Annotated in this window: 12 protein-coding genes; 8 read left to right on the top strand and 4 right to left on the bottom strand. The window is 61.5% G+C overall.

What is annotated here, in order from left to right; translation table 11 throughout:
• The first annotated feature begins 69 nt into the window (after positions 1-69).
• Complete coding sequence (locus tag HAQ05_RS16520; RefSeq protein ID WP_190422519.1) at positions 70-1,593, top strand: SulP family inorganic anion transporter; 1,524 nt, start codon at positions 70-72, stop codon at positions 1,591-1,593.
• On the opposite strand, the gene HAQ05_RS16525 is transcribed toward HAQ05_RS16520, so the two are convergent.
• Complete coding sequence (locus HAQ05_RS16525) at positions 1,594-2,232, bottom strand: hypothetical protein (RefSeq protein ID WP_190422521.1); 639 nt, start codon at positions 2,230-2,232, stop codon at positions 1,594-1,596.
• A gap of 215 nt (positions 2,233-2,447) precedes the next feature.
• Here HAQ05_RS16525 and HAQ05_RS16530 point away from each other — a divergent pair, with 215 nt between their 5' ends.
• Positions 2,448-3,080: an SCO family protein gene (locus HAQ05_RS16530; RefSeq protein WP_190422523.1), complete on the top strand. Its 633-nt coding sequence runs from the start codon at positions 2,448-2,450 to the stop codon at positions 3,078-3,080.
• Between the two features lie 76 nt (positions 3,081-3,156).
• Here HAQ05_RS16530 and HAQ05_RS16535 read toward each other — a convergent pair whose 3' ends face one another.
• Entirely contained in the window at positions 3,157-4,944 is a 1,788-nt protein-coding gene (locus HAQ05_RS16535; protein ID WP_190422525.1) for an ATP-binding protein, read from the bottom strand.
• Positions 4,941-6,287 carry a sigma-54-dependent response regulator transcription factor AlgB gene (gene algB, locus HAQ05_RS16540; RefSeq protein ID WP_190422527.1) on the bottom strand — a complete coding sequence of 449 codons (1,347 nt, stop codon included), beginning with the start codon at positions 6,285-6,287 and terminating at the stop codon, positions 4,941-4,943. Before algB ends, HAQ05_RS16535 begins: the two co-directional genes overlap by 4 nt.
• Before the next feature lie 210 nt (positions 6,288-6,497).
• Here algB and HAQ05_RS16545 point away from each other — a divergent pair, with 210 nt between their 5' ends.
• The 4 genes from HAQ05_RS16545 (at position 6,498) to HAQ05_RS16560 (ending at position 8,531) form a co-directional block, all read left to right on the top strand.
• The gene (locus tag HAQ05_RS16545) at positions 6,498-7,325 is read left to right on the top strand and encodes a BON domain-containing protein (protein ID WP_190422529.1); all 828 of its coding nucleotides are present in this window, start codon (positions 6,498-6,500) and stop codon (positions 7,323-7,325) included.
• A gap of 259 nt (positions 7,326-7,584) precedes the next feature.
• Positions 7,585-7,863, top strand: coding sequence for a hypothetical protein (locus HAQ05_RS16550; RefSeq protein ID WP_190422531.1), 279 nt, complete (start codon positions 7,585-7,587; stop codon positions 7,861-7,863).
• A 30-nt stretch (positions 7,864-7,893) separates the two neighbouring features.
• Entirely contained in the window at positions 7,894-8,058 is a 165-nt protein-coding gene (locus tag HAQ05_RS16555; RefSeq protein WP_190422533.1) for a DUF1328 domain-containing protein, read from the top strand.
• A gap of 2 nt (positions 8,059-8,060) precedes the next feature.
• Positions 8,061-8,531 carry an inhibitor of vertebrate lysozyme family protein gene (locus HAQ05_RS16560; protein ID WP_190422535.1) on the top strand — a complete coding sequence of 157 codons (471 nt, stop codon included), beginning with the start codon at positions 8,061-8,063 and terminating at the stop codon, positions 8,529-8,531.
• Positions 8,532-8,583: 52 nt separating this feature from the next.
• Here the strand turns inward: HAQ05_RS16560 and HAQ05_RS16565 are convergent, their stop codons facing one another.
• On the bottom strand, positions 8,584-9,795 hold the full coding sequence (locus HAQ05_RS16565) for a multidrug effflux MFS transporter (RefSeq protein ID WP_190422537.1): 1,212 nt from the start codon (positions 9,793-9,795) through the stop codon (positions 8,584-8,586).
• 86 nt (positions 9,796-9,881) lie between these two features.
• Between HAQ05_RS16565 and HAQ05_RS16570 the strand changes: the two genes are divergently transcribed.
• Positions 9,882-10,661: an IclR family transcriptional regulator gene (locus HAQ05_RS16570; protein WP_190422539.1), complete on the top strand. Its 780-nt coding sequence runs from the start codon at positions 9,882-9,884 to the stop codon at positions 10,659-10,661.
• Positions 10,662-11,048: 387 nt separating this feature from the next.
• Positions 11,049-12,380 (top strand): glutamate/aspartate:proton symporter GltP, encoded by a 1,332-nt coding sequence (gene gltP / locus HAQ05_RS16575; protein ID WP_190422541.1) that lies wholly within the window; start codon positions 11,049-11,051, stop codon positions 12,378-12,380.
• Positions 12,381-12,390 lie beyond the last annotated feature (10 nt).

The raw sequence follows: 12,390 nt of genomic DNA on the forward strand, positions 1-12,390 counted from the left end.
ATCGGCGTCGGTGTGCAACCGTTCGTGGCAGCGGCGGCCCCGGCCACGTGTTCATTCAGGAGAGCGAACATGAATATTGCGCGTATCCAAGCGGCCCTGCCGCGCGAGTTATTGGCTTCGGCCGTGGTGTTTTTGGTAGCCCTGCCGTTGTGCATGGGCATCGCCATTGCCTCTGGCATGCCACCGGCCAAGGGGTTGGTCACCGGTATCATCGGTGGCATCGTGGTGGGCCTGTTGGCCGGCTCGCCGTTGCAGGTCAGCGGCCCCGCCGCGGGGCTGGCGGTACTGGTGTTCGAACTGGTGCGCCAGCATGGCGCGGCTGTGCTTGGGCCCATTCTGTTGTTGGCGGGCCTGCTGCAACTGTTGGCCGGGCGCTTTCGCTTGGGTTGCTGGTTCCGCGTCACGGCACCGGCGGTGGTGTATGGCATGCTGGCCGGCATCGGTGTGCTGATCGTGTTGTCTCAGGCCCATGTGATGCTCGACCAGGCGCCACAAGCCTCCGGCCTGCAGAACGTGCTGGCGTTTCCTGGCGCGGTGGCCGAAGCGCTGCCCATCGAGCAAGGCGCCCAGGGCTGGCAAGCCGGGCTGCTTGGCCTGCTGACCATCGCGGTGATGTACGGCTGGGAAACACTGAAGCCGCAGCGGCTGCGTTTCGTACCCGGCGCCTTGCTCGGGGTCAGTGCCGCCACCGTGCTGAGCCTGGTGCTGTCGCTGCAGGTGCGGCGTGTGCAAGTGCCCGCGAACTTAAGCGATGCCATCGACTGGATCACCCCTGCCAGCCTGATGAGCCTGGCCGACCCGGCGGTGCTGGTCGCCGCAGTGGCGGTGGCGTTCATCGCCAGTGCCGAAACCTTGCTTTCGGCGGCGGCGGTCGACCGCATGCACAGCGGCGTGCGTTCAGACTTCGACCGTGAACTTTCGGCCCAGGGCATCGGTAATATGCTCTGTGGGGTGGCCGGGGCCTTGCCAATGACCGGCGTGATCGTTCGCAGTTCGGCGAACGTGCAGGCCGGGGCCCGAACCCGTTGGTCGGCAGTGTTCCACGGTATCTGGTTGTTGGCGTTCGTCGTGCTGCTTTCAGGTGTGCTGCAAAGCATCCCCGTGGCAAGCCTGGCCGGGGTGTTGGTGTTTACCGGCATAAAGCTGGTCGACTTCAAGGCGCTACGCGGCCTGGGCCGTTACGGGCGCATGCCGATGTTCACCTATGCCGCGACGGCGCTGGCCATCATCTTTACCGACCTGCTCACCGGCGTGCTGCTGGGCTTTGCCCTGACGTTGCTCAGGCTGGCGCTGAAGGCGGCCAGGCTGAAGATCAACCTGGTGCCGACCGGCGAGCGCGAAGTGGAGCTACGCATGAGTGGGGCCGCGACGTTTCTCAAGGTGCCAGCGCTGACCAAGGTGCTCGATAGCATCCCCGCCGGCACGCGGGTACATGTACCGCTGGGCAACCTCAACTATATCGACCATGCCTGCCTGGAGTTGCTCGAAGATTGGGGCCGGGCGAACCAGGCCAATGGCTCGCGGATAACCATCGAGAGCCGTGGCCTGAAGCGCCGCATCGAGGGGCAACTGCGAACTCGCGCGGGGGCCTGATCAGGCTTTGCCCAGGCCGATCCCCAACTGGCGAGACAGGCACGGCCAGCGTTTCCAGGCTGCGCCTGTTTCCGGGGAGGTAAGTGTGCCTTTATAGGCCTGGACCGACTCCAGCGCGAAGCTTTCTTCATCGAGCAACTGCTCTACCGAATGGTGCACCACTTCGTCGAGCTGGTTGGCGAACGCCTCGCCGATCAACTGATGGGCGATCAGGTTGGCCACAGTGGTATCCAGCGGGATCAGCGGTTGGCTAAAGTGCCGGATGTACAGGTCATTGACCTCCTCGACCAAGCGGTGCGCCAAGTAAGCCTCATCGAGCAGGCAATCCAAGCCTTCATGGCTGGCCATGATCTGCGGCGGTTTGAAGAAATATTCCTCGGCAATTTTCAATACCGGCTTGATCTGCCCTTCGATGCCCGCCTCGCTGGCCACTTCGGCCGCAGCATCGAGTAGGTCTGGCACCTGGTCGATGTAGGCGCCGACGAAGCGCGCCAGGGCGGTTTTCGGGTCGCTGTCGCCGAATTGGATCGACGGGTGCAGGCAGGGCAGTTGGCGTTCCAGCTGCTGCAGCAACTGGCCGGTGGTTCGCTCGTGTTCGTGCGCACGCTGGATCTGCTCGCGAAGTGCGGCGGTTTTCATGGGGTCCCCACGGTGGTAAACAGTTACGGGCGTGAGGTCGATACGATAGCTGCCTGGGCGAGGCCGGTAAGACGAATTTTTCATAAACGCCTTGCGCTTTTGCCTATGAAGTTATATCCAATTGCCATTATGCGATCCATGTCTATCTCCGCTACAGTCGTGCGCGGGCCCAGCCGGGCCCAGTACCCTTCACTTATCTGGTTTCGAGTTTTGCCATGAGCCGCCTGCATAAAACCTTGTTCGGCGCTTTCGCCGTGATCGCCATCGTTGCCGGCATCGTGCTTGAGCGGGTATTCGAGCAACGTAGCCTGGAGCAAGACCCGGCGCTGCTGGCGGCGGGAATTATCCTGTTGCAACAAGGGCGGCCCATGCCTGCCCTGCAAATGCTTGACGAGCAAGGCCAGGCCGTGCAGTTGGACCAGCTCAAGGGCAAGTGGAGCCTGTTGTTCTTTGGCTACACCTTTTGCCCGGATGTGTGCCCGACCACCTTGGCACAGTTGCGCAATATTCGCGGCAAGCTGCCGAGTGAGGCTGCGCAGCGGCTACAGGTATACCTGGTGAGTGTCGACCCGGCACGCGACACCCCGGCCCAGTTGAAGCAGTACCTCGGCTACTTCGACAAGAGCTTCAAGGGGCTGACCGGCCCGGTCCAAGTGCTTCAGCAGTTCTCCGAGGCGGTGAGCATCCCCTATGTGCCGGCCGACACCAGCAAACCGAACTACACCGTGCAACACAGCGGTAACTTGGCGGTGGTTGCGCCGGACGGCCGCTTGCGCGGTTTCATCCGCGCGCCGTTCGACAGCGCGAAGCTGCAAGGCGCTTTGCCTGGGCTACTAGGCCGAGGTTAATGGGATGCCTAGACATTGGCCGCCCCTTTTCACGGCGTCAATTCTTGCGCGAGCTTCTGAGCCGCCGCACGGGGGTTTAGATCGGCAGCGCGAAATAGAACTGGGTGCCCTGCCCTGGGCGTGAATAGACGCCCATCCGGCCGCCATGCAGTTGCACGATTTCCTTGCACAGCGCCAGGCCGAGCCCGGCGCCGCCTTTTTTGCGGCCCACCTGCACGAATGGCTCGAAAATCCGCCCTTGCTGGCCGTACGGAATGCCCTCGCCGCTGTCTTCGACGCTGATGATCAGCCGCTCGGCGTGGCGCCTGGCCTGCAAGCGGATCACCCCGCCTTCGGGGGTGTGGCGGATGGAATTGTCGATTAAGTTGTCGAGCACGCGGTCGAGTTGGGCCTGGTCAGCATGGATGCGCGGTAATGGCTCGGGCAGGTCGACCAGCAGCTGTATGGCCCCGTCGCGGGCCGCGCCCACATGCCGCTGGTAGGCCCGGTCGAGTAGGTCCGGGGCTTCGCACGGCGCCAGCACCAGCTTTTGCTGGCCACTTTGGTAACGTGAGAAATTCAGCAAATCGTTGATCAATTGCATCAACCGCTGCATCTCGTCTTTAACCGTGGTGAACAGGTCGGCTTCACGGGACTGCGGCGCGAACTGGACACGCTCTTGCAGTAGGCCGAATGCCATGTGCATGCCGGTGACGGGCGTACGCAACTCGTGGGAGGCGCGCAGAACGAACTCGCTGCGCACCCGCTCGAACGCGCGCTGTTCCGTCACATCATGCAGCACCATGACGGCACCGACGATTTGCCCTTGCCTGTGTGCCACCGGGGTCAGGCTCCAGGCGAGCAGGCGGGTTTCGCCGTCCACTTCCAGGCTGAGGTCGTCCAGCATGCGGTCCAGGCTGCCGCCCCGCAGCACCAATTGCAGTTGCTCATCGAGCTCTGGCCGGCCTAGCGCGGTGGCCAGGCTCATGCCGGTGCGGGTTTCACCCCAGCCCAATTGCCGTTGCGCAACCGGGTTGAGGTGCTCCAGCAGCCCCTGGCGATCGATCATCAGCAAGCCGTCGTCGATGCTATCGAGCACGGCCTGCAAGCGTTGTTGCCCGGCCAGCAGTTCCTCGACATTGGTGGCCTGATGCTCGCGCAGCGCTTTGGCCATGCTGCTGAAGCGCCGGGTCAGCAGTTTCATTTCCGCGGCATGGGGCGCTGCCAGCACCACGTCGTAATTGCCTCTGCCGATGGCATCGGCGGCCTTGACCAGCGCCTCGATGGGCTCACCGAAACGCTGCGCGATACGGTTGGCGGTGATGAAACCGATTGCCAGCACGGCCAGGCCCACGAGCCCAAGCAGGCTGGAGATCATCAGCGCATGGCGATGCGAGGCCTGCTGGCGCTTGGCGATGTTGTCGAGGGTGGCCCTGTAGGCGTCGATCAGGTCGCGGCGCACCGCATTGAAGGCGTTGCTTAAGGCACTGTCGTTACTCAGGTGCGGCGCGCGCGCCAGGGCTTGCTGGTAGGTGCCCAGGTAGCGTTGGTAATTGACGTTGGCGCGGCTCAGCGCCGCATGTTCCGCCTCGCTGATGTCGCATTCCAGTGCCTGGCCGATCAGCCGGCGAAACTCCACTTGGGTGCTTTCCAACTGGCCTTTGTCGGGTACGTCGGCCTGGGTCATTGCCAATTGCTCGCCCAGGTTTTGCCGAAGCTTCAGGCCGAGGTCCAGCGTATCGAAATTGTGCTGCACCAGGGTGTCCTGGCGGTTAGCGATTTGCAACACGCTGACCAAGCCCAACAACAACCCGAGCAGTGCGACGCTGATCAGCGCCGAGATGCTCAGAAACAGGCGCGTGCGCAATTTCATCGGCAACTTCATAGGTTATATTGCTTTCGCTTGCGGTACAGCGTGGAGGCATCGATACCCAGCGTCTTCGCGGCTTGGTCCAAGGTGTCGCTGGTGGCCAGCACCGCACCGATATGGGCTTTTTCCAACTCATCGAGGCTCATGGCGGCCCCGATGCGCGGTGCGTTGGTGGTTGGCTGCTCGCCCATGCCCAAGTGGCTGACTTCAACTTTTTCTTGCGAGCAGATAATACTGGCGCGCTCGACCACGTTGCGCAGTTCGCGAATATTGCCCGGCCAACGGTAATTGAGCAGCGCCGCTTTGGCCTCTTCGCTGAAGCTGCGCGCCGGGCGTGCATACTCCTTGACGAAGCGCGCCAGGAAGCGTTCAGCCAAGGTGAGGATGTCTTCACTGCGCTCGCGCAACGGTGGCAGGTGCAGGGTGATCACGTTCAACCGATAGAGCAGGTCTTCCCGAAAGCGCCCATCGCGGACCATGTCCTCAAGGTTCAGGTTGGTCGCGGCGAGGATGCGTACATCTGCGCGGCGCGTTACCGGGTCGCCGACCCGCTCATATTCTTTGTCTTGGATGAAGCGCAGCAGCTTTGGCTGCAAGGCCAGCGGAAAATCGCCAATTTCGTCGAGAAACAGTGTGCCGCCGTCGGCTTGATTGACCCGGCCCAAAGTGCTTTCGCTGGCGCCGGTGAAAGCGCCACGGCTGTGGCCGAAGAGTTCGCTTTCCATCAGTTCTGCCGACAATGAAGGGCAGTTGATGGTCACGCAGGATTTTTTCGCGCGCTTGCTCCACCCATGGATGGCTCGGGCCAGTTCACCCTTGCCGGTACCGGATTCGCCAAGGATCAGAATGTTGGCATCTGTGACGGCGACCTGGCGGGCGGTTTCGAGCACCACCATCATTGCCGGGCTGTGTGAATCCAGGCCATCTTTGGGCTTGCGAATCTCCACCTCAAGGGCTTCGAGCCGTGCCGACAGCTGCCGGACCTCCAATTGCTTGGCGGTGGCTAGGCGCAGTTGGTCGGGGCTACACGGTTTGACCAGGTAATCGGCGGCACCGGCCTGGATGGCATCGACCGCGGTATCCACGGCCGAATGGGCGGTCACGATCACCACCCGCATCCACGGCGCCTGTACACGCATTTGTGCCAGTACATCCAAGCCGCTGTCTTCACCCAGGCGCAGGTCAAGAAAGCACAGGTCGAAAACTTGCCTTTGCAGCAGCGTTTCGGCTTGGGCTGCGCTGCTGGCCGTGGCCACACTGTAGCCTTCGTCTTCCAGGCAGTAGCGGAACGTGCGCAGGATGACGGCTTCATCGTCCACCAACAGAATACGGCCCTGCAGACCCGTATCAGTTTCCATCGTGCTGCGCTCCCCTACAAAATAATCAGGCCGGCCCGCACGGGGCGGGCAAGTTGCAATGCTTAATTGTGAATGATTCGGCGCCTGGCAGGGCAACCATCGATAGCTGACAACGCTAACGGACTGAAATTCCGTGAAATTAAGGGGGCGCACGGTTGCTGCTGGGGGTTGTCCTACTTGCGAAGCACCCACCCAATCTAGGAGGCCAGTATGCCTGTACTCAAACCCGCCGCGTTGGTGCTATTTGCCGCTACGTTGTTCCAGGCCAACGTATTCGCGGCCCCGCCGGCGGACCAGGCGGCGCGTGACGAAGGTGCCATTTGGATGGCAATGGCATTGAACCAACGGCTGAGCCCCTACACGTTGAAAGTCGAGGTGCAGGGCGCCCACGCCGTGCTCAGCGGCAAGGTTGAGAACCAGCAAGATAAAGACTTGGCCGAGAGCATCGCGAAAACGGTCGGCCAGTTGGCGCAAGTCGATAACCAATTGCAAATCGACGCGGCGTTAGGCGACCTGCCGCCCACGCGGCAGCCTGTGGCGCAGCGTATTGACGACGCGACCCTTACGGCGACCGTGCGCGCCAAGCTCAGTTGGAATGCACCTACCCAGGGCTCTGACATGACGGTAAGCACCGATGGCGGCGTGGTGACGCTCAAGGGGCACGCACAAACGGCAGAAGCCAAGCTGCTGGCGGGTACGCTGGCCCACAACACGGACGGCGTATATGTGGTGAACAACTTGATCAGTTTGAGCGCGGCCGATACCCAGACCGCTCGCGCCGAAGCGCAGGCCAATGCTGTGGATAACAGCGTGACCGATGCTTGGATCACCAGCAAGGTCAAGGCCAGCTTTTTATATGACCGCAACCTCGACGCGTTGACCATCGATGTTGCTACACGCGAAGGCATGGTCAGCCTGGTTGGCGAGGTGGTCAGCAGCGAGCAGAAGACCCACGCCGTTGAAATCGCCCGCACCCTGCGCGGTGTGCGCGGGGTAGATGCCGACTTGCTTAAGGTAGCCCTTGGCGGAGCCCGGTAGGGCGCCCAATAGGTAGCCCGTAATAGTGTTTTGGGGGCCGCGCAAAAAAGCGGGCCGGCCCGATCGCAACGCGCCTTCTGGCTGTCGTGCAAACTGCCCGACGGCGGCGGGCTGATCGGGCAGTTTGCGCGCCGTAAGCCGGTGCCTTGTATTTATAACACACTGATTTAGTTATAGTTTATTTCAATTTGAGGTTGGCACGCACGCTGCAACAGGATCGGTGAACCGTGAATTAAGCGCCCAATAGGAGGACCACCGGATGAGCCGTCAACCGTTCGCACAAGTTGCCGAAACCCACCTGGTGGTGCGTAAGGGGTTGTTTGTGCTGCTTGCCGCGCTACTGACCTTGGTGGTTTGCCAACAGTTTCTATACTGGACACAGGCCCCTGAGCCGCTGATTCACATGAACCACGCCACCGCCGCGCCCCGCATGACTGAGGCCAGTGCCCAGGCGGGGCAGCTACACGGCCGTTTGTTTGCGGTTGAGTCGGTGGACCAAGTCGAGCGTTCCCCTCACGAGCCTCGTTGGGTGTTCTGATCAATTACTACGCGCTGAAGGAGCAAAACCATGCTGAGTTGGGCTATTACTTTTCTGATCATTGCCATCATTGCCGCCGTGCTGGGCTTCGGTGGTATCGCCGGCACCGCTGCCGGTATCGCCAAGATCCTCTTCGTGATCTTCTTGATCCTGTTCATTGCCTCGTTCTTCTTCGGGCGACGCGGCAGGCCTTGAACATGAACCGCACATTGTTGATACCGCTGCTGGCCGGGTTGTTGCTCGGCAGTAGCGCCGTTGCTATGGCGGGCAATGATGGGCAAGACCGCGCCAGTGAGTTGGTGTCGTCGGATAAGCAATATCGTAGCGCCTGGCAACAGGCGGTTAAGCATGAGCAACGCCTACCGGACTGGGTATTGAATCTGTCGGGTGACTCAGATGCCATGAGTGCAGTCCCCAAAAAAGACGGCGACAACTACTTGGTGGGGGAGGTATGCGAAACGAAGGCCGCGTGCCGGAATAATCGGGTGATCGTGGCATTCAGTTGGGATAAAACCCACGCCTATGCCTTGTGGGTGCAAGTGCCGGCCGGTTTACCGGAAGACAAAGATCCCGCTAGCCATGCCTATTACCGGTGGCTAGGCGACCCTGACGAAGGCATGCAGGCTTTGTTGAAGGAGCAGCTTAGGAAAGATCAAAACTGGTATTGACCCTGCTCGGCAGAGAACAGCCTGCCGGGCCCTAGGGCCCCAACCTACGGCGTTAGGCGCCAGTGCGGCGCAACCGCGCCGTGCCAAACCACAGCGCAGTCGCCATCAGGCTTGCCGCCGCCATAGCCAGTGCCATCGGGTAAGCTGTGCCGTTTTGTGCAGTGGCGACGACGCTGCTAATAAGGAACGCGCAGCCGAATTGTAGCGTGCCAATGAGCGCTGAGCCGCTGCCGCCGTTCGCTCCCGTGTTGGCCATTGCGATGGCCGCGGCATTGCCACCGATAAACCCCAGCGAGGCGATGGTGAACCACAATGGGATCATCAATACCGCCAAGTGGGTGGTATGCGCGCTGGCCACCAGTGCCAGGCTCGCAGCCAAGTTAAGGCAAAGGGCCGCCCCCAGCAGTTTTTGCACCGGCCAGCGGCGAAGCCCGATGCGGTTGGCCTGTGCCCCCACAATTATGCCCACTGCATTGAGCGCGAACAGCCAGCCGTACTGCTGCTCACTTACCCCAAACAACCCCATGAAGACGAAAGGGGAGCCGGTGATGAAGGCGAACATGCAGGCCTGTGCCAGCCCGCCGACTATCGCCGGGGCGATGAAAGCGGGGCGGCGGCACAGCGTTGCATAGGTGCGCAGTACCTGCGAGAGCTTGAGCGGAGTTCGCAGCTTGGCCGGCATCGTCTCGGGCACGTAACGCCAAACCAGTACACCGCAGAGCAGCGCGAAAACCAGCATGAAAACGAATATCGCCTGCCAGCCGGCCAGTACGAGGATCCAGCCGCCGAGCAGTGGCGCCACAAGTGGCGCAAGGGTCATCAGCATCAGCAGCGAGGACAGCACCCGGGCGCTTTCGATGGGTTCGAATAAGTCATTAACAATCGCCCGGCCGATGATCATCCCCGCACAGCCGCCAATGGCCTGCAGTACGCGAAAGCCCGTGAAAACCCCGATGTCCCGGCTCAGCAGGCAGCCGAGGGTCGCAGCGACAAACAGGGCCACGCCGATCAACAACAGTGCCCGCCGACCGAAGCGGTCAATCAGCGGGCCGTAAAGGGCCTGCCCCAACGCCAGCCCAAGAAAGAACGCCGACAGCGTGGACTCGATGTGGCCATTATCGGTTTGGAACGCTTGCGCCATCTGCGCGAAGCCCGGCAGGTACATATCGGTGGCAAAGGGGGCGAAGGCCGAAAGCATGGCCAGGACGAGGATCAGCCGGCGTGTAGGTATGCCGGTGGCGGGCCGGGTGTGATTCATTGGCATGGAAAGTTCGCAGCGACTCGATGAAGGCGCAAAATCTAACCGTTATTCGGGTATATTGTCCATTAGATGGATATTTTAAGTAAGCCATGAACCGAACTTCGCTTGAACGTACAGACAGCCAACGCCCCAGCCGAGGGGCCGATGACGGTTGCCGCACCGTGATTACCCGCGCGGCGCGGGTGCTGCGTACTCTGGAGCAGGCCCCCAACGGGCTGACTATCGCGCAAATCACTCGCGCCAGCGCACTGCCGAGAACCACCGTGCAGCGGCTGGTCGGTTCGCTGCAGGCGGAGGAACTGGTTGCCGTGCGCGATGGTAGGGTGCGCCTAGGGCCGGCGCTGGCGCGCCTGGCGGCTGCCGCCCACCAGGATGTTCGCGAACGGTTGCGGCCACACCTGGAGGCGCTCTGCCGTGACACTGGAGAAACCGTGGATGTCTGGGTGCTGCGCGACAACGAGGCAGTGCTCGTCGACCAAGTTGTGGCGCAGCAGGAGGTGCGGATCGTCGTGCCTTTGGGCAGCCGGTATCCATTGCACTGCACGGCGCCGGGCAAGGTATTCCTGGCCGAGTGGGCGAACGCCGACATCGTTGCACTGGCCGAGCGCCCGCTAACAGGGCCCACCCCGCACAGCATCACATCGCTGCAAGCCCTGCTAGCCGACATCCAGGGTATACGCCGCAGCGGCATCGCCTACGACTGGGAGGAGCACGCTGAAGACGTGTGCGCCTTGGCCTGCGCGGTCGAGCTGGGAAGCGGGCAACGGCATGCCATCGCGATCCCGGCGCCCGCGCGGCGCTTTCGCCAGCATCAAGCGGCCTTTGAGGCCGCGCTGCGCCAATGCGTGGCTGCGCTGGGTGGCGAGTGACTGAACCGACGGCTTTGAAGCCGGCTACTTTACAGGGCCCCGGCGACCGGCACGCCTGTGTCACCCTTTTTTTTGCTGCGAACACTGCCGTTCGGTCGTCCGATTGCTTGACAGGCCTTTAGCCGCACCGCCGCGCGCAAACGCCCGCCCTGCGGGGGCTTGGGCATCCAGGGCTGGCGGGCAACTGGCCGTGATACCCAAAGCGATGAAATAGAACCGCTTTTATTATGCCGATTGTGCATGGGGTAGCCGTTTACGGCATTAGACTCTGCCGCCCCCCCTCTGAATAGTTGCGCCTTTTTTCGGAAATACGGTGTTACACGCCGAGCTTCCCGATGGCCTCCACTGGCCCGGGCCCGATGAATTTTGACGCAAAGGGTAACGATAATGAAAAAGGCAAAGCTGAGCCTGGCCTGGCAGATTTTAATCGGCCTGGTACTGGGCATTTCCCTGGGCGCCCTGCTCAATCACTTCGGCACGGAAAAAGCCTGGTGGATCAGTAACGTGCTGCAACCCGCGGGCGATATCTTCATTCGCTTGATCAAGATGATCGTGGTGCCGATCGTGATTTCCTCGCTCATCGTGGGCATCGCCGGGGTTGGCGACGCCAAGAAGCTTGGGCGCATTGGTGTTAAAACCATCCTCTATTTCGAGCTGGTGACCACCGTCGCGATCGTGGTGGGCTTGGTATTGGCGAATGTGTTCCAGCCTGGCAGCGGTATCGATATGAGCACCTTGGGTACGGTGGATATTTCCCAGTACACCAAGACCACCGCCGAGGTGCAGCATGAGCATGCGTTCATCGCGACACTGTTGAACCTGATCCCCCCCAATATATTCGCCGCCGTGGCCCGCGGCGACATGCTGCCGATCATCTTCTTTTCAGTCATGTTCGGCCTGGGGTTATCGAGCCTGCCGGCGGAAACCCGTGAGCCGCTGGTGCGTATGTTCCAGGGCATTTCCGAAACCATGTTCAAGGTCACCCACATGATCATGAACTATGCGCCCATCGGGGTGTTCGCATTGATCGCGGTCACGGTGGCCAACTTCGGCTTCGCTTCGCTGTTGCCGCTGGCCAAGTTGGTGATGCTGGTGTACGTGGCGATCGCGTTCTTCGCCTTGGGTGTGCTTGGCCTGGTGGCGCGGTTGTTCGGGTTCTCCATCCTCAAGCTGATACGCATCTTCAAGGATGAACTAGTGCTGGCCTACTCCACCGCCAGTTCCGAGACGGTGCTGCCGCGGGTGATAGAGAAGATGGAAGCCTACGGTGCGCCGAAGGCGATCAGCAGTTTCGTGGTGCCTACCGGTTACTCCTTCAACCTTGACGGCTCTACCTTGTACCAAAGCATCGCGGCGTTGTTCATCGCCCAGTTGTATGGCATCGACCTGTCCATCGGCCAACAGTTGATGCTGGTGCTGACCCTGATGGTCACCTCCAAGGGCATTGCCGGGGTGCCGGGCGTGTCGTTCGTGGTGCTGCTGGCGACCCTTGGCAGCGTGGGCATCCCTTTGGAGGGCCTGGCATTCATTGCCGGGGTGGACCGCATCATGGACATGGCGCGTACTGCGCTCAACGTGATTGGCAACGCCTTGGCCGTGCTGGTGATCGCCCGTTGGGAAGGCATGTATGACGACGCCAAGGGCCAGCGTTACTGGAACAGCTTGCCCCATTGGCGCAGCAAGCAGCCTGTGCCGGCGGCAGAAGTGGAGCGCACCTGATACGCACGTT

The sequence above is a fragment of the Pseudomonas typographi genome, assembly GCF_014694385.1.
In the GTDB taxonomy this organism is placed as follows: Bacteria; Pseudomonadota; Gammaproteobacteria; order Pseudomonadales; family Pseudomonadaceae; genus Aquipseudomonas; species Aquipseudomonas typographi.